The following is a 20,150-nucleotide window of genomic DNA, read 5'->3' as shown; positions in this document are numbered from 1 at the left end:
ACAGCCGAACTTTTTTATTCGAGCCGCTTGAAACATTGCGCGCTCTGTGTCAGATTGGGCCGATGACCGTGGTCGGCACACGTAGCAGCGACACCGAGGGCACCAAGTCCCCGTTCCGGAACCGGCGGGGCGCGCTCCGCAATGCCGTGCTGCTCGGACCCGCGTTCGTGGCCGCCATCGCCTACGTCGACCCCGGCAACGTCGCCGCGAACATCACCGCGGGTGCCCGCTACGGTTTCCTGCTCGTCTGGGTACTGGTACTGGCGAACCTCATCGCGATGCTGATCCAGTATCAGTCGGCCAAACTCGGCATCGTGACCGGCCGCAGCCTGCCCGGCCTGCTCGGCGAGCGCCTCGGCCGTCGCTCACGCCTGGCATTCTGGGCGCAGGCCGAAGTGGTCGCCATCGCCACCGACCTCGCGGAGGTCCTCGGCGGCGCCATCGCCCTGCAACTGCTGTTCGATCTCCCCCTGGTCCTCGGCGGGGTCATCGTCGGGGTGGTGTCGCTGCTGCTCCTGCTGCTGCAGAACCCCCAGCAGCAACGCATCTTCGAGCGCGTGATCCTGGGCCTGCTCGCCATCATCGTCATCGGCTTCCTGGCCGGCCTCGTGGTCAACCCGCCGCCCGCCGGTGACGTGCTCGGCGGTCTGGTACCCCGTCTGCAGGGCAGCGAGACGATCCTGCTGGCCGCGAGCATGCTCGGCGCGACGGTCATGCCGCACGCCATCTACGTCCACTCGTCGCTGGTCATCGACCGCCACGGCGTGGCCGACACCGAGTCCCGCAAACGGTGGCTCGTGCGCGTGACGCGCTGGGACGTGGGCATCGCGCTCGCCGTCGCCGGAGCGGTCAACATCGCGCTGCTGCTACTCGCAGCGCAGAATCTCCGCGGCAAGGAGGGCACCGACACCATCGAGGGCGCCTATCACGCCGTCGCCGACGCCATGGGCCCGGTGATGGCGACCGCATTCGCGATCGGACTGCTCGCCAGCGGCCTGGCCGCCACCTCCGTCGGATCGACGGCCGGCGCCGCGATCATGGGCGGCCTGCTGCGCCTTCGCATCCCCTTGCTGATCCGACGCGTCGTGACGATCATCCCGGCGCTCGTCGTCCTGGGACTCGGCGTGGATCCCACCTGGGCGCTGGTGATCAGTCAGGTCGTACTGAGCTTCGGCATCCCGTTCGCGGTCATCCCGCTCGCGCGGTACACCTCCGACCGCTCGCTGATGGGTGATCTCGCCGACGGGTGGCCGCTGCGGGTCGGCGCCGGTGTCGCATCGGTGCTGATCGTCGTCCTCAACATCACGCTGATCGGCCTGATCTTCACCGGCACCTGACCGCGAGTCACCCCCGCAGCAACCCCTTCGCCACGTGCGTCACCTGGATCTCGTTGCTGCCGGCGTAGATCATCAACGACTTCGCGTCGCGGGCGAGTTGTTCGACCCGGTACTCGGCCATGTAGCCGTTACCACCGAACAGCTGGACCGCCTCCATCGCGACCTCGGTGGCGGCGCGGGATGAGTAGAGCTTCATCGCCGAGGCCTCCGCGAGACTGAGCGGCTTGCCGGCCTGACCCCGCTCGATCGCGCTGAACAGCATGTTCTGCACGTTGATCCGGGCGACCTCCATCTCGGCGAGCTTGAGCTGGATGAGCTGGAACTGGCCGATCTCCTGCCCCCACAACATGCGGGTCTTCGCGTACTCGATGGACAGCCGCTGCGCCTCGTTGATGATGCCGAGCGACAGCGCCGCGATGCCGACCCGCTCGGCGGTGAACCCTGCCTTGGCACCCTCGGAGCCGCGCGCGTCCTCGCCGGTGTCCTCGGTCTCGCCGAGCAGACGGTCTTTGCCCAGGCGCACGTTGTCGAAGAACAACTCGCCCGTCGGCGAGCTCATCATGCCCATCTTCTTGAACGGTTTGCCCTGCGTCAGCCCGGGCATCCCCTTGTCCAGCACGAACGAGAGCACCTTGCGGTCACGCATCGGCGTGTCGGAACCGTCGTCGAGCTTGGCGAACACGACGATGGTGTCGGCGTACGGGCCGTTGGTGATGAAGGTCTTCTGACCGTTGAGGAGGTAGTCGTCGCCGTCGCGGCGCACGGTGGTCTTCATGCCGCCGAGGGCGTCCGAGCCCGAGTCCGGTTCGGTGATCGCCCAGGCCCCCACCTTCTCCATGGTCACGAGCTCCGGCAGCCAGCGCTTCTTCTGCGCGAGGGTGCCCTTGCCGCGGATCGTCGAGGCGGTCAGCCCCATGCTGACCCCCATCGACCCGACGAGACCGAGGCAGACCCCGGCCAGTTCGATGTTGACGATCATGAACATCGACCCGGACATGCCGCCACCACCGCCGCCCGACGGCTTCGTTCCGCTTGCCTCCGCCTCGAGTTCCTTCTCCAGGGCATCGGAGGCCAGCGCATCGACACCGAAGGTTCTGAGCAGCTTGCGGGTGATGTCATACGGCGGCAGCTGACCGCTCTCGAGCTCGTCGATATGCGGGCGGATCTCCTTGTCGATGAACTGCCGCAACGCATCTCGGACCATCAGGTCTTCGTCGGACCACTCGAACATCACACACTCCCCGGGATCAGAACACGTTCTACATCGTTGGTGAATACTGTGTCAGCAGTCCCTCGGGTTGTAAAGGTACGAAACAGAGATCCTGTATCTTCTTCGGGGTGGTGACGATCGAGAAGGACCTCGCCGGGCTGGGTCCGTTCTTCGCGGTCGACACCCATCGTCGTGGCGAGATCCGAAACTCCCCGTGGGAGTCATTTTCTGACCTGCTGACCGATGCGGCTCTGGACGCCCGGGTCAGCAACGTTCGCAGCGCGCTCGCCGCAGGCACCGAGTCCGGACAGGTCGAGGAGCGCGTCGCCGCCTCGGTCGCGCATCTCGGCCTCGTCGCCCGCGTCGTGGCCCCACGGATCGCGTCGATCGCGTTGCGGCACAGGCCGATGTCGTGGCGTGCCGAAGATCTGTGGTGGCAGGATCAGCTCGGCGGACCGTACCCGTTGTCGGTGGTGTTCGTCGACGAGCGCGACCCCTGGGCCGGTTCTGCGGTGGTGGCGCTCACCGCCGCGTTCTCCCGGAGGTTCGCGGTCAGTGGTCACGTACTGTCCGGCAACGTCGCGTCCGCCGCCAACAGCGCGGCCCGTCTCGTCGCAGCCGCCCGCCCCGAGCTGTCACCGGGTGCCCACGCCGCCGCCGACGAGATCCTGGCCGAACCCGACGTCGAATCCGGTGCGCTGCGATCGGGGCCGGAGTTCCGAAGGCGCAGTTGCTGCTTGATCTACCGGGTGACCGGCGACCGCACCGCTGTGTGTGGGGACTGCGTCCTGCAGAGCAGCACCTCGGCGTGCGAGCAGTCTTCTTCGTAGTCGGTCGCCTCGGCGACCTGCGGCTCGATGACGATGCGGGCGAAAAATACCCGACAACGCCGGTGTGCTGCGATGTACAACGCGGCTTGTCGGAGCGGTGAGGGATGATGGCAGTGTGGCGCGCCCGGCCCCGGTCCTCGAACGTTTCACCGCCCCCACCCGGCGGTGGTTCTCGGGTGCCTTCCACGAGCCGACAGCCGCGCAGACCGGCGCCTGGTCCTCAATCGCCGACGGAGACAACACCCTGGTCATCGCCCCGACCGGCTCCGGCAAGACACTCTCGGCGTTCCTGTGGGCTCTCGACCGGCTGGCCGCCGACCCCGACCGCCGCCACGGCACCCGCGTGGTCTACGTGTCCCCGCTCAAGGCGCTGGCCGTCGACGTCGAACGCAACCTGCGCGCCCCGCTGACCGGCATCACCCGCGCCGCGCAGGAGCTGAACCTGCCCGAGCCGAACATCACCGTCGGGGTCCGCTCCGGCGACACCTCCCCGGCGCAGCGACGGGCCCTGGTCAAGACGCCGCCCGACATCCTCATCACCACCCCGGAGTCGCTCTATCTGATGCTGACCTCGGCGGCGCGGGAGACCCTCGCCGACGTACACACCGTGATCGTCGACGAGGTGCACGCCGTCGCCGCCACCAAACGCGGCACCCATCTGGCGTTGACCCTCGAGCGGCTCGACGAACTCCTCGACAAGCCCGCCCAGCGCATCGGGCTGTCCGCGACGGTGCGCCCACCCGAGGTGGTCGCGGGATTCCTGAGCGGTTCGGCGCCGTCCCGGATCGTCAAGCCGCCTGCCGCGAAGACCTTCGACCTGCGCGTCGACGTCCCGGTCGCCGACATGGCCAACATCCCCGCACCTGACCACGCCGACGAACTCGACGACGCGTTCTCGCCCACCGCCGGGTCGCTGTGGCCGTACGTGGAGTCGTCGATCGTCGACCTGATAGAGAAGAACCGCGCGACCATCGTGTTCGCCAACTCGCGCCGCCTCGCCGAGCGATTGACCGCCAGGCTCAACGAAATCCACGGACAACGACTCGGGCGGCCCGCCGACCCCGACCGTCTCAACCCCACGGTCGCCGGCGGTGCCCCGGCCTTTGTGATGGCCAGCGGCAAATCCGCCGGTGCGGAAGCGATACTGGCGCGGGCGCATCACGGTTCGGTGAGCAAGGAACAACGCGCGCGGATCGAGGACGACCTCAAGGCCGGCCGGCTCGCCTGTGTGGTGGCGACCAGTTCGCTCGAACTCGGCATCGACATGGGCGCAGTCGATCTCGTCGTGCAGGTGGAGGCCCCGCCGTCGGTGGCCAGCGGTCTGCAACGCATCGGCCGCGCCGGACACCAGGTCGGCGAGATCTCCCAGGGCGTCCTCTACCCCAAACACCGCACCGACCTCATTCACTGCACGGTGACCGTCGAGCGCATGCTCGACGGAGCGATCGAGGAACTGCGCGTCCCGCGCAATCCCCTCGACATCCTGGCTCAGCAGACCATCGCCGCCGCCGCGATCGACGATCTCGACGTCGATCACTGGTTCGACGTGGTTCGCCGGGCCGCACCATATCGCGAGCTCGGCCGACAGGTGTTCGAGGCGACCCTCGATCTGATCTCCGGACGCTTCCCGTCCGACGAGTTCGCCGAACTCCGGCCGCGTGTCACCTGGGACCGCGAGAACGGCACGCTGGCCGGTCGTCGGGGCGCGCAACGCCTCGCCGTCACCTCCGGCGGCTCCATCCCCGACCGTGGCCTGTTCGGGGTGTTCATGGTCGGGACGGGCCGTGGTCGGGGCGAAAAATCCACCCGCGTAGGCGAACTCGACGAGGAAATGGTCTACGAGTCGCGGATCGGCGACGTGTTCGCGCTCGGCGCGACCAGCTGGCGGATCGAGGACATCACCCACGACCGGGTCCTCGTCTCCCCCGCACCCGGCCAGCCCGGCCGCCTACCGTTCTGGATCGGCGACACCGTCGGCCGGCCCGCCGAACTCGGAGCCGCGATCGGCAAGTTCACCGGCACAGTGACCGATCCGGAGAAACTCGACGCGCACGTGGAACGTCTGGGGCTCACCGAATTCGCCCGAGACAACCTGGCGGCGCTCATCTCCGAACAGCGTGAGGCGACCGGCCACGTGCCCACCGACCGCACCCTCGTCGTCGAGAGATTTCGCGACGAGCTCGGCGACTGGCGGTTGATCCTGCACTCCCCCTATGGCTTACGAGTTCATGCGCCATGGGCCAGCGCGATCTCGGCCCGGCTGCTGGCGACGTTGGGCATCGAGGGTGCGACGACGGCATCCGACGACGGCATCATCGTGCGGCTCCCCGACACCGACGACGACCCACCCGGCGCCGCGGTGTTCGTGATCGACCCCGACGACATCGAACAGCTCGTCACCGACGCCCTGGCCGATTCGTCGATGTTCGCGTCGCGGTTCCGCGAATGCGCGGCGCGCGCCCTGCTGCTGCCGCGTCGTGATCCCGGACGCCGCGCACCGCTGTGGCAGCAACGTCAGCGCAGCGCCCAATTGCTCTCGGTCGCATCGCGATTCCCCGACTTCCCGATCATCCTGGAGACGGTCCGCGAATGCCTGCAGGACGTCTACGACCTACCCGCCCTCACCGATCTCCTCACGCGGCTGCGCACGCGTCGGGTGCGGATGGTCGAAACCGAGACCGAGAGCCCCTCCCCGTTCGCGGCGTCCATGCTCTTCGGCTACGTGGGTGCGTTCATGTACGCCGACGACGCGCCCCTGGCCGAACGACGCGCCGCGGCGCTGTCGCTGGACACCAGCCTGCTCGCGCAGCTGCTCGGGCGGGTGGATCTGCGTGAACTCCTCGATCCCGCGGTCATCGCCGAGGTGACCGCCCGCCTGCAGCGGCTGTCACCGGACCGGCAGGCCCGCGACGATGAGGATGTCGTGGACCTGCTGCGCTGGCTGGGGCCGCTCACCACCGCCGACGTGTCGGCGCGCTACCGCGGCGACGACGCCGCCGTCGATGTGCTGACCGAGCTGCACCGCACCGGTCAGATCATCTCCGTCAAACACAACGGTCGGCCGCTGTGGGCGGCCGTCGATGACACCGCCCGACTCCGCGACGGGTTGGGAGTACCCGCACCGCTCGGGATTCCGGCCGCCTACCTGGAACCGGTCGGAGATCCGGTCGGCGATCTGGTGGGCCGCTACGCCCGCACCCACGGCCCGTTCACCGTGTCCGACGCCGCATCCGCGCTCGGCATGGCCACCGGGGTCGTTCGCGACACGCTGGTCCGGCTCGCCGCCGACCGGCGGATCGTCGAGGGCGATTTCCTGCCCGACGACCTGCTACCCGACGGATCCGACACCGGGCGGCACACCACCCAGTGGTGTCACGCCGACGTACTCGGTCAGATCCGGCGTGGCTCGCTGGCGGCGAGCCGCACCGAGATCGCGCCGGTACCCACCGAAGTCCTCACCCGCTTCCTTGCGGCGTGGCAGCATGTCACCCCCGACGACCGATTGAGCGGAGTCGACGGGGTCGCCACCGTCATCGACCAACTCGCCGGGTACCCGCTACCGGCCTCGGCATGGGAATCCCTGGTTCTCCCGTCCCGCGTCGCCGGATACACGCCGGCGATGCTCGACGAACTGCTCAGTTCCGGTGAGGTGATCTGGTCCGGACACGGACCCATCGGCGGAGCGGACGGCTGGATCGCGCTGCACCCGATCGACGTGGCGCCGCTGACCCTGCCCGACCCCGACGACATCGACGCCACCCCGCTGCACGACCGGCTCACCACGATCCTGGCGCCCGGCGGCGCCCTGCGGTTCCCGCAACTGGTCGACACTGCCGGCGACGGCGCCGGCGAACCTCCACCCGCCACCGACGTGGAAACGGCTCTGTGGGACCTGGTCTGGGCCGGACGGATCAGCAACGACTCGTTCGCCCCGGTCCGCGCCCTGCTCACCCCCCGCCGCATCTCGTCGTCGTCGCGATCGACGCCGGCGCACCGGACGCGGGGACGGGCCCCACGCCTTCGCCCCCAACGATTGTCGACGCGCTACCTCGCCGAGCACGGCGCCGGACGCTCGGTCGCGCCCACCGCGAGCGGCCGCTGGTTTCTCCTCGAACGCACCGAGACCGATCCCACCGTGGCGACACAGGCGCTGTGCGAACAGCTCCTGGCCCGCTACGGGGTGATCACCCGCGGCAGCGTGGCCAGTGAGAACGTTCTCGGCGGATTCGCCCGGATCTACAAGGCGCTCACCGTCTTCGAGGACAGCGGTCAGGTCCGGCGCGGCTACTATGTCGACGGGCTCGGTGGCGCGCAATTCGCATCCACGGCCACGGTCGACGACCTCCGCCGCCACGGACTCGACCGCCGTGCCGCCGAGGACGCCCTCGTGCTCGCCGCCACCGATCCGGCCAACCCGTATGGGGCGACACTGGAGTGGCCACGCCCGATCGACGACGACGGCGGGCATCGACCGGGACGAAAGCCGGGCGCACTCGTCGTCGTGGTCGACGGCACCCTGGCGGTGTTCGTCGAGCGGGGCGGGAAGACACTGCTGACCTTTACCGACTCGACCCGGTCCCTCGAGGTTGCGGCGGGCGCGCTGGCCGATGTCGTTCGCTCCGGCCGGATCTCGCGGCTGATGATCGACCAGGTCGACGGCAGGCCGGTGCTGGGCACCGAGTTCGCCGGCCTCCTCGTCGATGCCGGCTTCGCGACCACACCGCGGGGAATCCGATTGCGCTACGGATAAACGGTCTGAGGCGCAGCGGATTCGAGAACACCGGCACGATGCGACACGAGGGGCGGCGGACACATGCCCGAGGGTGACACGGTCTTCGCCACAGCGGCGCGACTGCGCGTCGCGCTGGCGGGACGCCGGTTGCGGCACACCGATTTCCGGGTACCACGTCTGGCCACCGTCGACCTCACCGGTCGACGCGTCAGCACGGTCCGCTCCCGCGGCAAGCACCTGTTCATCGACGTGGAGGGTCCCGACGACGCTCGTGCGGCGGACAGTGCGGTGAGCATCCACTCACATCTGAAGATGGAGGGTGCCTGGGTTATCGGACCGATCGGCCGCCGTTGGCGGCGGCCCGCGCATCAGGCGCGGGTCGTGCTGCGCACAGACGAACACGAGGCCGTCGGATTCGACCTCGGCATCCTCGAACTGCTCACCGACCCGGATGCAGCACTCGAGTATCTGGGTCCGGATCTACTTGCCGACGACTGGGATCCGGCCGAAGCGGCACACCGACTCGAGTCGCTCCCCGATCAACCCATCGGCACCGCGCTCCTCGATCAACGACTGCTGGCCGGGATCGGCAACGTGTATCGCAGCGAGATCTGTTTTCTGGGGGGGATGCTGCCGACCCGTCCGGTGGCCGCGGTCGACGTGCCCGCCACCGTCGATCTCAGCCGCCGACTGCTGTGGGCGAATCGCCTTCGTACGGCGCGAACGACCACCGGCAACACGGCGCCGAATGCGCGTCTGTGGGTGTACGGACGGCGAGGGCAACCGTGCCGCAGATGCCAAACGCCGATCGAGCGAGGCGAACTCAACTCGATCGGCGGCGATCGCGTCGTCTACTTCTGTCCGGTTTGCCAGACCTGAAGTCGAACACGTGGCAGGGCACCGATGCGATACCCGCCCCCGATCAGACCGGGTACCGTTCCGGCTCTGGGCCGAACTGGAAACGCCGTCCGGTGATCTCGTCAACCGAGATCTCGACGTAGTTGTACTTGATCGTGGGAATCCACGGTCGTAAGGGCAACTCGTCGGCGGCGGCGATCTCACCAGTCGAAACCAACACGCGCGCAGACCCCTTCACCACGACGCTCCACCCGCCCGCGTCGGTGTGCTCGTCGGCCTCGAAGGCCACTCGTTCGTTGACCGCGAGTTCGGAGAGCTTCGTGCCCTCCCCCGTACGGAAGAGGACCTTTCCGTCGCCGGCGTAGTAGTTGACCGGAAACACATCTGGCTGTCCGCCGACGCTCAGGGCGATTCGCCCGAGTTCGACGGTTGCGAGAAGTTTCCAGGACTCATCGCTGGTGAGTTCCTGCACCACGTTGTCGACCATGATCCGTCCTTCTGCCGATTATCATTCTTCTTCTGACGAGGTTAGGACCACAAGAGCCCAAGGTCCCGGCTTACACGATCTACCATCGTCAATTCACGTTGGCGCATGATCAGTCCGGTACCGGCACGGGTTCGAGTATCTCCGGCCGCGCCTCGGGCGCCGCGGCGCGTAGCGCATCGGCCGAGTCGTCATCGGGTTGCTGTTGCGAGGCGATCTCGGCCTCGACGCGTGCGATGTAGGTCGCCACCTCGAAGGCCGTCTGTTCATCGGTCCAGTTCAGGATAGGGGCCAACAGGTCGGCGACCTCGCCCGCACAGTCGACACCCCGATGCGGATACTCGATGGCGATGCGGGTCCGCCGCGCGAGGACGTCCTCGAGATGCAGTGCGGCCTCGTCGATTGCGGCATAGACCACCTCGACACGCAGGTATTGCGGGGCCGCGGCCAACGGTCGCAGCAGCGACGGGTCAGCCTCCGCGTAGTAGAGCACGTCGCCGATCAGCGAACCGTATCGATTGAGAAGACGCCGAATCCGGTACGGGTGCAACCCGTATCGCTGGCCGAGATGCTCGCACTGGTTGATGAGGGCGAAGTAGCCGTCCGCACCGAGGAGCGGTACTCGTTCGGTGATCGAGGACGCCACCCGGGTCGGGATGAAGTCGGTGCAGGCGTCCACGGCGTCGGCGGCCATCACCCGGTAGGTCGTGTACTTCCCGCCCGCGATCGACACCAGGCCCGGCGCGACGGTTGCCACCGCGTGTTCACGGGACAGTTTCGAGGTCTCGTCGTCCTCACCGGCGAGCAGTGGCCGCAGCCCCGCATAGACGCCCTCGATGTCGTCGTGGGTCAGCTTGGTCACCAGGACCTCGTTGACGCGTTCCAGGATGTAGTCGATGTCGGCGCGGGTGGCCGCCGGGTGGGCGAGGTCGAGATTCCAGTCGGTGTCGGTCGTGCCGATGATCCAGTGTGTCTCCCAGGGGATCACGAACAGCACCGAATTGGCGGTGCGCAGGATGATCGCGGTCTCGCTGACGATACGGTCGCGGGGCACCACGATGTGGACACCCTTCGACGCCCGAACCCGGAAGTGTCCCCGCTGTTTCGACAACGCCTGTACCTCGTCAGTCCAGACCCCGGCGGCGTTGATCACGCAGTGGGCGCGCACCTCGGCGGTCTCGCCGTTCTCCGAATCGCGCACGCGCACACCGAGGACGCGGTCGGACTCCTTGATGAAGCCCACCACCTGTGTCGAGGTCCGGATCACCGCACCGTAATTCGCAGCGGTCCGGGCGACGGTGAGGCTGTGTCGGGCGTCGTCGACGACGGTGTCGTGGTAGCGGATCCCGCCGATCAGCGAGTTCCGTTTGAGCGCCGGCGCCACCCGCAACGCCCCCGACCTGGTGACATGATGTTGCCCCGGAACGGATTTCGCGCCACCCATGCGGTCGTAGAGAAACAGTCCGGCGGCCACATACGGACGCTCCCAGACTCTCTTGGTCAACGGATACAGGAAGGGCAGGGGTTTGACGAGGTGCGGGGCGAGCAGCCGCAGCGACAGTTCCCGCTCTCGCAACGCCTCACGCACCAGCCCGAATTCGAGCTGCTCGAGATACCGGAGTCCACCGTGGAACATCTTCGACGACCGGCTCGAGGTACCCGAGGCGATGTCGCGGGCCTCGACCAGTGCCACCCGCAGTCCCCGGGTCGCCGCATCGAGCGCGGCACCGACACCGACGACGCCGCCACCGATCACGACGATGTCGAATTGTTCACTCCCCAACCGCCGCCACGACTCGGCCCGGTAGAGCGGGCCCATGTCCGCCGGGCGGTCCGGGTTGAACTCGGTGTTCATGCCTGTCAGCCTAATTGATCTTCTCCGACCCCACCGCGTGCGACACTGGGCGGCGTGGGTAGCGCAAACACATACGTCGCAGCCATCGACCAGGGCACCACGTCGACACGGGCGATGATCTTCGACCGCCGGGGACGGGTCCGCAGCTCCGAGCAACTCGAGCATCGGCAACTGTTTCCGCAGGCAGGCTGGGTGGAACACGACGCCGCCGAGATCTGGCGCAACACGCGGCGTGTGGTGGCGGCCGCGCTGGCCTCCGCGGATCTGACCCACAACGACATCGCCGCCTGCGGAATCACCAACCAACGTGAGACAACTCTCATCTGGGATCGTGAGACGGGAGAGCCGATCCATCCCGCGATCGTCTGGCAGGACACCCGGACCAATGACCTATGTGCCGAACTCGCCGGCTCCGCGGGCACCGACCGTTACCGGGACCGGACCGGTCTGCCGCTGTCGACCTATTTCGCCGGGCCCAAGGTCCGCTGGCTGCTCGATCACGTCGACGGCGCCCGACGACGCGCCGAGGCCGGTGAACTCTGTTTCGGCACAATGGATTCCTGGCTGGTGTGGAATATGACCGGCGGCCGCGACGGCGGCCTGCACGTCACCGACGTCACCAACGCGTCCCGCACGATGCTGATGGATCTGCGCACCCTGGAGTGGGACGAGGAGATCTGCGCCGAGATGGGTGTCCCGACCGCGTTGTTGCCGCAGATCCGCAGTTCGTCGGAGATCTACGGACGGCTGCGCGAACACGGCTCGTTGCCCGGGGTGCCGCTCGGCGGCATCCTGGGCGATCAACAGGCGGCCACCTTCGGTCAGGCCTGCCTGGATCCCGGCGAGGCCAAGAACACGTACGGCACAGGCAACTTCCTGCTGCTCAACACCGGAACGTCGCCGGTGTTCAGCGATCACGGCCTGTTGACCACCGTCTGCTACCGCATCGGCGAGCAACCCGCACGCTATGCACTGGAGGGCTCGATCGCGGTGACCGGGTCGTTGATCCACTGGCTGCGCGACAACCTGGGACTCTTCACGCATACGGCCGAGGTCGAGGCCCTGGCGAAGACGGTGGAGGACAACGGCGGAGCGTACTTCGTGCCGGCGTTCTCGGGGTTGTTCGCCCCGCGCTGGCGGCCGGATGCCCGCGGCGTCATCGTCGGTCTGACCCGCTTCGTCAACAAGGGACACCTGGCGCGGGCCGCCCTGGAGGCGACCGCATTCCAGACCCGCGAGGTCATCGAGGCGATGCAGGCCGATTCCGGTGTCGCGCTGTCGACGCTGAAGGTCGACGGCGGCATGGTCGTCAACGAGTTGCTCATGCAGTTCCAGGCCGACGTCCTCGACGTCCCGGTGGTGCGCCCGGTCGTCAGCGAGACCACGGCCCTCGGTGCGGCGTACGCGGCCGGCCTCGCCGTCGGCTACTGGGAGTCCGAGGACGAGATCCGTGCGAACTGGGCCGAGGACAAGCGCTGGACGCCGCACATGTCGGCCGAGAAGCGTGCGGGACTCTACGCCGGGTGGACGCGGGCGGTCGACCACAGCCTCGACCTGGCCTGACCCGCGACCACCGGCGGTCAGTCCAGGTCGTCGTGGCGGACCAGCTGACGCGCCGCCTCGGTGACCGATCCGGACAGTGACGGGTAGACCGAGAACGTCGCGGCAAGGTCGGACACCGTCAGCTTGTTCTGCACCGCCAGGGCGATCGGGAGGATCAGCTCCGAGGCGGTCGGCGCCACGACCACCCCGCCGATGACGACACCGGTCGCGGGGCGACAGAAGATCTTGACGAAACCGCGGCGTAGCCCGCTCATCTTGGCGCGCGGATTCGTCGCCAACGGCAGCATGACCGTCCGCGCCGGGTATTCACCCGCGTCGATCGCCCGCTGCGACACACCCACGGTGGCGATCTCAGGCCGGGTGAAGATCGCCGACGCAACGGTTTTCAACTTGAGCGGGGTGACGCCCTCGCCCAGGGAGTGGTACATCGCGATCCGTCCCTGCATGGCGGCGACCGAGGCGAGTGGCAGCAGTCCGGTACAGTCGCCGGCCGCGTAGATCCCCGGCACCGACGTCCGCGAGACGCGGTCGACGGTGATGTACCCGCCCCGGTCGACCTCGACCCCGGCCTGTTCGAGTCCGAGGTCGGGTGTGTTGGGGACCGAACCCACCGTCATCAGCACATGCGATCCGGTCACCGTGCGACCGTCGGCGAGATGCGCGGTCACCGAATCCCCGTGCCGCTCCACCTTGTCGGCCCGGGCGTGTTTGATCAGTTCGACACCGCGTTCGGCCAGCGCGTCCTCCAGCACGAGGGCGGCATCCTCGTCCTCGTGGGGCAGCACGCGATCACGACTGGACACCAGTGTCACCCTGACGCCGAGCTCGGTGTAGGCGTGCACGAACTCGGCACCGGTGACGCCGGAGCCGACGACAATGAGGTGTTCGGGGAGTTCATCGAGGTCGTAGAGGTCGCGCCAGGTGAGGATGCGTTCGCCGTCGGGTTGAGCGTCGGGCAGGATACGTGGTGTCGCGCCCGTGGCGATGAGGACGACGTCGCCGTCGTAGCGCTGTGTGGAGCCGTCGGCCAGCGTGGCGTTCACCCCGTGCGTGCCGACGCCGACCTGACGGGCGTCGAGTGTGGCCGTGCCGGACACCAGGGTCACCCCCTCGCTGATCAACCGGGACCGGATGTCGGCGGACTGGGCGAAGGCCAGATCCCGGACCCGCTGGTGGATCTGCGGCAGCGTGACCATCGCGTCGTCGCTGCGGAGGTTGATGCCGAGATCGACCGCGCGACGGACATCGGTGCGTACCCCTGTCGACGCGATGAAGGACTTGGACGGCACGCAGTCCCACAACACGCAGGCACCGCCGATGCCGTCGGAATCGATCAGCGTGATGTCGGCGCCGTAGGCCGCGGCAACCAGGGCCGCCTCATATCCTGCGGGTCCGCCGCCGATGATCACGATCTTGGTCACTGTCAGTCCCTTCGTCACCTGCGGCCACGGGCATCTCTCGCCCTACAACCTAGTCTCCCGGCCTGTGGTCGGATGCACCGACGTCGGTGTCCCGCTTTCGCCCTGCGCGCCGAGCATCTAGGCTTTCGCCCGTGCCGATATACGCCGCCTACGGTTCCAACATGCATCCCGAGCAGATGGCCGAACGTGCGCCGCACTCCCCGATGGCGGGGACCGGGTGGTTGCGCGGATGGCGCCTGACCTTCGGCGGCGGCGACATCGGCTGGGAGGGTTCACTCGCGACGGTCACCGAGGATCGCGACGATCCCGACGCCAAGGTGTTCGTCGTGCTCTACGACGTGCCGACCGAGGACGAGGAGAACCTCGACCGGTGGGAGGGTTCCGAACTCGGGATCCACGTCAAGGTCCGCGCCCGGGTCGAGACGGCCGACGGGCCGGTGTTGGCCTGGCTCTATGTGCTCGATGCCTACGAAGGCGGTCTCCCCTCGGCCCGCTACCTCGGTGTCATGGCCGAGGCCGCGGAGATCGCCGGAGCACCGTCGGACTACGTCCAGGACCTGCGTCTGCGCGAATCGCGCAACGTCGGTCCCGGCCCGGGTCCCGGCGAGGCCTAGTACGCGACCCGGGTGCTCTGATGCCGGTGCTCAGATGCCGTTGAGCACGATGCCGGCGAGGGTGCGCACGCCGATCTCGAGGGAGCGCTCGTCGAGCACGAAGTTCGGCTGATGCAGGTCGACCTGCGGTCCGATCCCGTCCCAGACCCCCAGTCGGCCCATGGCTCCCGGCACGTGTTCGAGGTACCAGGAGAAGTCCTCGCCGCCGGGTGACTGCGGGGTGTCGGCGACGGCGCTCGGGCCGATCGCGGCGACGGCGGCGCGCATCATCGAGATCGCCTGGTCGTCGTTGACGACCGGGGGGACACCGCGAAAGTAGGACAGGTCGTAGCGCACGCCGAGCGGGGCCAGCAGTTCACCGATCATGCTGCGCACGAGCGGTTCGAGTTCGGCCCAGCTCCCGTGGTCACCGGTCCGCACCGTGCCCAGCAGCCGCCCTTCCTGAGGGATCGCGTTGGCGGCGCTGCCGGCGTGTGCGGCGCCCCACACCATGATCGTCCCCGAGCGCGGGTCCACCCGCCGCGACAGGATGCCGGGCAGCCCGGTGATGACGGTGCCCATTGCGTAGACGAGATCCCCGGTCAGATGTGGACGCGATGTGTGTCCGCCGGCCGAGTGCAGCTGCAGGTCGATGTGATCGGCGGCCGACGTCAGCGGACCGGCGCGCAGGCCGACCGAGCCGACCGGCAGTTTCGGGTCGCAGTGCAGGGCGAAGATCCTGCTGACGCCGTTCATCACGCCGGCCGCGACCGCGTCGAGGGCACCGCCCGGCATGACCTCCTCGGCCGGCTGGAAGATCAGCCGGACCCCGACGGGCAGTTCGTCGACGCCGGCGAGCAGTCGGGCCACGCCAATCAGGATCGCGGTGTGGGCGTCATGGCCGCAGGCGTGGGATACGCCCTCGACCGTCGAGCTGTAGAGCAGACCAGTGTGCTCGGTGATGGGCAGCGCGTCCATGTCGGCACGCAGCGCGATCCGCGGCCGACCGGTCGGACCGAGATCGCACACCACACCCGTACCGAGCGGCAGACGCCGGGGATACAGTCCGGCCTCGGTCAGTTGCGCCATCACGAGTTCTGTCGTGTTGACCTCTTGGCGCGACAACTCCGGGTGAGCATGGATCTTTCGACGCCATCCCACGACCTCCGAGCCGTGAGACGCCCACCAGGTGTCGATAATGCTGCTCACAACAGGTTTGCCGGGGTCGGGGTCTCGAGATCGGCGATGAGGGGGCGGCGCAGCCCGACCTTGATCTGGCCCAGGTTGGGTCCCGCGAGTGGTGCCCGTTCGGCGGCCACTTCCCGCGCGCGGTCGAGGAGTCGATCCGCCTCCAGGGCCTCCTCGAGGATGCCGGCCGCGGCCGCGTCGTCGGCGCCGTAGCGGCGCGAGGTCAGCATCGCCTCGGTCGCGGCGGCGTCGGGCAGACGCGTACGCAACAGGGTGGCCATGCCGCGGGTGAACGGCATGCCGAGCGCCGCCTCGGGCAGCGACCAGAACCCGCGGTCGGCGCGCATCAACCGCACGTCGACGCACTGGGCCAGCATCGCGCCGGCCCCGAAGGCGTGCCCGTTGATCGCGGCCACCGTCGGCACCGGCAGGGTGAGGAGCTTGATGTAGAGCTCATGGACCCGGTCGAGGTATCTCGGCAGTCCACTGGCGTTCGCGGCGATGTAGTCGGTGTCGAGGCCGTTGGAGAAGAACTTGCCGGTGGCGGTGATCACCAGGGGTTTGACCGTCTCGGCCGCCACCTGCTCCAACAGGCTGTCGACGGATTGCAGCCACTCGAGCCGGAAGCGGTTGTCCGGGTTGGCCTCGTCGAGTTCGGCGCCCTCCGTGCCGAGGTAGAGCTCGTGCACATCACCGGTGGAAGTGAGAAACGGCATGCAGCGACCTTATCGCCTGGCACTAGGGTTGGGCCCATGGATCCCACCGCCGACGCCGACGCCGCGGCCATCGCGGCCGCGGCGACCATCGCCGCCGAGACCGATTGCGCCGCCCACGACGTCGCCGTGGTACTCGGCTCCGGGTGGGCCCCGGCCGCGGACGCGTTCGGGACCCCGATCGCAACCCTGCAGATGGCCTCGATCCCCGGCTTCAGCCCTCCGAGTGCGTCGGGCCATGGAGGCATCGTGCGCTCGGTCCACATCGGCGACCGTCGTGTCCTGATCATGCTCGGCCGCATCCACGCCTACGAGGGCCATCACCTCGCGCGGGTCGTCCACCCGGTGCGCACCGCGGCCGCCGCCGGCGCGCACACCGTCGTCCTGACCAACGCTGCCGGCGGGCTCCGCGACGACATGACGGTCGGCCAGCCGGTACTCATCGCCGACCACCTCAACCTCACCGCGCGGTCCCCGCTGGCCGGCGCACAGTTCGTCGACCTCGTCGACGCGTACTCGCCGCGGCTGCGCGAGATCGCCCGCGACACGGACCCGTCTCTGGCCGAGGGCGTGTATGCGGGATTGCCGGGGCCGCATTACGAGACACCCGCCGAGATCCGGATGCTGCGCATCCTCGGCGCCGACCTCGTCGGCATGTCGACCGTGCACGAGACCATCGCGGCACGCGCGGCCGGGATGAATGTCCTCGCGATGTCACTGGTGACGAACCTCGCCGCCGGGATGACCGGGGAACCGCTCAGCCACACCGAGGTCCTCGAGGTCGGGCGGGCGTCGGCCGCCCGCATGGGAGAGTTGCTGGCCTCGATCCTCGCCGAACTCTGACGACGATGCCCGTCATCGACCCCCGGGACTGGATCGCCGACGACCCGGACCCCGCGACCCGCTCCGAACTGTCCGCCCTGAGTCCCGACCAGCTCGCCGAAAGGTTCGCCGAGAACCTACATTTCGGGACCGCCGGGTTGCGCGGGCCGGTCCGCGCCGGCCCGAACGGGATGAACGTCGCGGTCGTCACCCGCGCCACCTGGGCACTCGGGCAGTGGCTGATCGATCACGGACATCGCGGCGCGCGCGTCGTGGTGGGCCGCGACGCCCGTCACGGCTCGCGGGCATTCGCCAAGGCCACTGCGGAAGTCCTTGCCGCGCAAGGGTTCGACGTCATCGTCTTGGCAGGAACCACCCCGACGCCGCTCGTCGCGTTCGCCTGCCGGGACACCGGCGCGATGGCGGCGGTGGCCGTCACCGCCTCCCACAATCCTCCCGCCGACAACGGCTACAAAGTCTACGTCGACGGGGGCGCGCAGATCATCCCACCCGCCGACCGCGAGATCGAACGACTGATCGAATCCGCACCGGGCGCGAACACCGTTGCGCGACAGCCGGTGTCGCCGGATGACCGCAGCGTGCGCAACACGGCCCGCTATCTCGATCGTCTCGTCGAACGGTTCGGGCGCGTGGCGACCCCCCGGGTGCGGATCGCGCTCACCGCGCTCCACGGTGTCGGTGGCCGGATCGCTGTGTCGGCACTGCGGCGCGCCTGTTTCGACGACATCCACGTCGTCGCCGGGCAGTTCGCCCCCAACCCCGACTTCCCGACCGTCGCGTTCCCGAATCCCGAGGAGCCGGGCGCGACCGATCAGGTGCTGGCACTGGCGCAACGCGTCGATGCGGACATCGCGATCGCCCTCGACCCGGACGCCGACCGCTGCGCGATCGGCACCCGGGTGCACGGCCGGTGGCGCATGCTGACCGGCGACGAGACCGGAGCGCTGCTCGGCGCCCACCTGCTGGCGACCACGACCCTGACCAACCCGGTGGTGGCCAGCACGATCGTGTCGGGTTCCCTGCTCGCCGCCGTCGCCGCATCCGCCGGCGCACGCCACGTCACCACGCTGACCGGCTTCAAGTGGCTGGTGCGAGCGGGTGAGCCCTTGCTGTATGCCTACGAGGAGGCGATCGGGCACTGCGTGGACCCCGCCGCGGTCCGCGACAAGGACGGAATCGGCGCGGCCGTGGTGGCCGCGATGCTGACCCGGCACCGGGTCGCCATGGATTCCGATCTGTCCGCGGCGCTCGACGACCTCGCCGTGGCCCACGGCGTGCATGTCACCGCGGGGCGTTCCATCCGGGTCACCGACCTCGACGAGATCACCGATCTGATGGCGGGTCTGCGCCGGGCCCCGCCGACGCGTCTGGCCGGCGTCGCCGTCGGGGCGCACGACTACGCCACCCGCACCGACGAGCTGCGCACCGATGCGGTCCGGCTGACCGGTGCCTGCGCCGACGGCACCACTGTGCGGGTCATCGCACGTCCGTCGGGTACCGAACCGAAGCTGAAGTACTACATCGAGGTCGTCGCTCCGCCCGGGCGGCCCGATGTCGAGGAGACCACCACCCGCCTGCGCACACTGGCCGCCGACATCGCCGCCGCGCTGCCGGACCGGAGCCGGTGATGGGACACCGTCCACCCGCCCTGCTCGCCGCCGTGTCGATCGACGTCGTCCGCTCCGGCCGCCGCCTGCTGCACGAGGTGAACCTACAGGTCGCTGCTGGTGAGCACTGGGCGCTGCTGGGCCCCAACGGCGCCGGCAAGTCCACCCTGATGGCCATCCTCGGCGCGCGTGGGCACCCCACCACCGGCACAGTCGACGTGCTGGGCAAACGCCTCGGTCGGGTGGACATGCGCGAGTTGCGCACACACATCGGGCATGTGGATCCGCGGTGGCGTATCGACATCCCGCTCACCGCCCACGAGGTGGTGCTCACCGGCCTGACCAACACCCCCGAACTCGACCGCCGTCATCACTACACCGAGGCCGAGCACCGTCATGCCGACGAACTGCTCGAACTGCTCGGCATGACGGCACGCCGGGAATCGCTGTGGCCGGTGATGAGTCAGGGCGAACGCGGCCGCACGCTGATCGCGCGGGCACTGATGCCGCGTCCGGCGCTCCTGCTCCTCGATGAGCCGGCGACCGGACTCGACCTCGCGGCCCGTGAGAAGCTGCTCACCGGGATCGACCAATCGCGTTCTGAGGTGCCCGATCTCGCGAGCGTTCTGGTGACCCATCACCTCGAGGATCTGCCCACGAGCACGAGCCATGCGATGCTGCTGCGCGACGGCCGTGTCGTCGCCGCCGGGCCGGTCGACGTGGCACTCACGTCGTCGACGATCAGCCGATGCTTCGACCACGACGTCGTGGTCCGCCGGGCAGACGGGCGCTGGGCGGCGGTGGCCGCCTGAAACGCGCGTCCCTCGTCGCTCGAAAAGTGTCAATCCGACCGTCGATACCGTTTCGGGCATCGTCGAGGCGCTACGGTTACCAGGGGGCCTCAACCGCATCGTCC

Annotated in this window: 15 protein-coding genes; 9 read left to right on the top strand and 6 right to left on the bottom strand. The window is 68.7% G+C overall.

What is annotated here, in order from left to right; all coding sequences use genetic code 11:
* Positions 1-62 precede the first annotated feature (62 nt).
* Positions 63-1,337 carry an Nramp family divalent metal transporter gene (locus GORHZ_RS01510; protein WP_006329676.1) on the top strand — a complete coding sequence of 425 codons (1,275 nt, stop codon included), beginning with the start codon at positions 63-65 and terminating at the stop codon, positions 1,335-1,337.
* Between the two features lie 7 nt (positions 1,338-1,344).
* Here the strand turns inward: GORHZ_RS01510 and GORHZ_RS01505 are convergent, their stop codons facing one another.
* Positions 1,345-2,568: an acyl-CoA dehydrogenase family protein gene (locus GORHZ_RS01505; RefSeq protein WP_040529690.1), complete on the bottom strand. Its 1,224-nt coding sequence runs from the start codon at positions 2,566-2,568 to the stop codon at positions 1,345-1,347.
* 107 nt (positions 2,569-2,675) lie between these two features.
* Between GORHZ_RS01505 and GORHZ_RS01500 the strand changes: the two genes are divergently transcribed.
* From GORHZ_RS01500 to GORHZ_RS01490, 3 genes are all read left to right on the top strand, one after another.
* A complete protein-coding gene (locus GORHZ_RS01500) occupies positions 2,676-3,377 on the top strand; it encodes a (2Fe-2S)-binding protein (RefSeq protein WP_006329665.1) in 702 nt (233 codons plus the stop codon).
* A 115-nt stretch (positions 3,378-3,492) separates the two neighbouring features.
* Positions 3,493-8,127, top strand: a complete 4,635-nt coding sequence (locus GORHZ_RS01495; RefSeq protein WP_006329664.1) for an ATP-dependent helicase — start codon at positions 3,493-3,495, stop codon at positions 8,125-8,127.
* A 63-nt stretch (positions 8,128-8,190) separates the two neighbouring features.
* Positions 8,191-8,988 carry a DNA-formamidopyrimidine glycosylase family protein gene (locus GORHZ_RS01490; protein WP_006329662.1) on the top strand — a complete coding sequence of 266 codons (798 nt, stop codon included), beginning with the start codon at positions 8,191-8,193 and terminating at the stop codon, positions 8,986-8,988.
* Between the two features lie 43 nt (positions 8,989-9,031).
* On the opposite strand, the gene GORHZ_RS01485 is transcribed toward GORHZ_RS01490, so the two are convergent.
* Both GORHZ_RS01485 and glpD read right to left on the bottom strand, forming a co-directional pair.
* Positions 9,032-9,454: a pyridoxamine 5'-phosphate oxidase family protein gene (locus tag GORHZ_RS01485; RefSeq protein ID WP_006329660.1), complete on the bottom strand. Its 423-nt coding sequence runs from the start codon at positions 9,452-9,454 to the stop codon at positions 9,032-9,034.
* Positions 9,455-9,563: 109 nt separating this feature from the next.
* On the bottom strand, positions 9,564-11,306 hold the full coding sequence (gene glpD / locus GORHZ_RS01480) for a glycerol-3-phosphate dehydrogenase (RefSeq protein WP_040529687.1): 1,743 nt from the start codon (positions 11,304-11,306) through the stop codon (positions 9,564-9,566).
* Between the two features lie 54 nt (positions 11,307-11,360).
* Between glpD and glpK the strand changes: the two genes are divergently transcribed.
* Positions 11,361-12,869: a glycerol kinase GlpK gene (gene glpK, locus GORHZ_RS01475; protein WP_040529685.1), complete on the top strand. Its 1,509-nt coding sequence runs from the start codon at positions 11,361-11,363 to the stop codon at positions 12,867-12,869.
* Positions 12,870-12,886: 17 nt separating this feature from the next.
* Here glpK and GORHZ_RS01470 read toward each other — a convergent pair whose 3' ends face one another.
* Entirely contained in the window at positions 12,887-14,290 is a 1,404-nt protein-coding gene (locus GORHZ_RS01470) for an NAD(P)H-quinone dehydrogenase (RefSeq protein WP_006329655.1), read from the bottom strand.
* 131 nt (positions 14,291-14,421) lie between these two features.
* On the opposite strand from GORHZ_RS01470, the gene GORHZ_RS01465 reads away from it, so the two are divergent.
* Positions 14,422-14,904, top strand: coding sequence for a gamma-glutamylcyclotransferase family protein (locus tag GORHZ_RS01465; protein WP_006329654.1), 483 nt, complete (start codon positions 14,422-14,424; stop codon positions 14,902-14,904).
* A gap of 30 nt (positions 14,905-14,934) precedes the next feature.
* On the opposite strand, the gene GORHZ_RS01460 is transcribed toward GORHZ_RS01465, so the two are convergent.
* Positions 14,935-16,092 (bottom strand): amidohydrolase, encoded by a 1,158-nt coding sequence (locus GORHZ_RS01460; RefSeq protein WP_040529682.1) that lies wholly within the window; start codon positions 16,090-16,092, stop codon positions 14,935-14,937.
* Positions 16,089-16,787: an enoyl-CoA hydratase/isomerase family protein gene (locus GORHZ_RS01455; RefSeq protein ID WP_006329652.1), complete on the bottom strand. Its 699-nt coding sequence runs from the start codon at positions 16,785-16,787 to the stop codon at positions 16,089-16,091. The genes GORHZ_RS01460 and GORHZ_RS01455 overlap by 4 nt, the downstream gene beginning before the upstream one ends.
* A 36-nt stretch (positions 16,788-16,823) precedes the next feature.
* On the opposite strand from GORHZ_RS01455, the gene GORHZ_RS01450 reads away from it, so the two are divergent.
* From GORHZ_RS01450 to GORHZ_RS01440, 3 genes are read left to right on the top strand one after another with little or no spacing between them, the layout of a single operon-like run.
* Positions 16,824-17,627, top strand: coding sequence for a purine-nucleoside phosphorylase (locus tag GORHZ_RS01450; protein WP_040529679.1), 804 nt, complete (start codon positions 16,824-16,826; stop codon positions 17,625-17,627).
* 5 nt (positions 17,628-17,632) lie between these two features.
* Complete coding sequence (locus GORHZ_RS01445) at positions 17,633-19,255, top strand: phospho-sugar mutase (protein WP_006329649.1); 1,623 nt, start codon at positions 17,633-17,635, stop codon at positions 19,253-19,255.
* Positions 19,255-20,046, top strand: a complete 792-nt coding sequence (locus GORHZ_RS01440) for an ABC transporter ATP-binding protein (RefSeq protein ID WP_006329647.1) — start codon at positions 19,255-19,257, stop codon at positions 20,044-20,046. The genes GORHZ_RS01445 and GORHZ_RS01440 overlap by 1 nt, the downstream gene beginning before the upstream one ends.
* Positions 20,047-20,150 lie beyond the last annotated feature (104 nt).

Source organism: Gordonia rhizosphera NBRC 16068 (assembly GCF_000298195.1).
GTDB lineage: Bacteria > Actinomycetota > Actinomycetes > Mycobacteriales > Mycobacteriaceae > Gordonia > Gordonia rhizosphera.
Note: the sequence above shows the minus strand (reverse complement) of the source record. Positions and strands in the feature narration are given on the sequence as shown.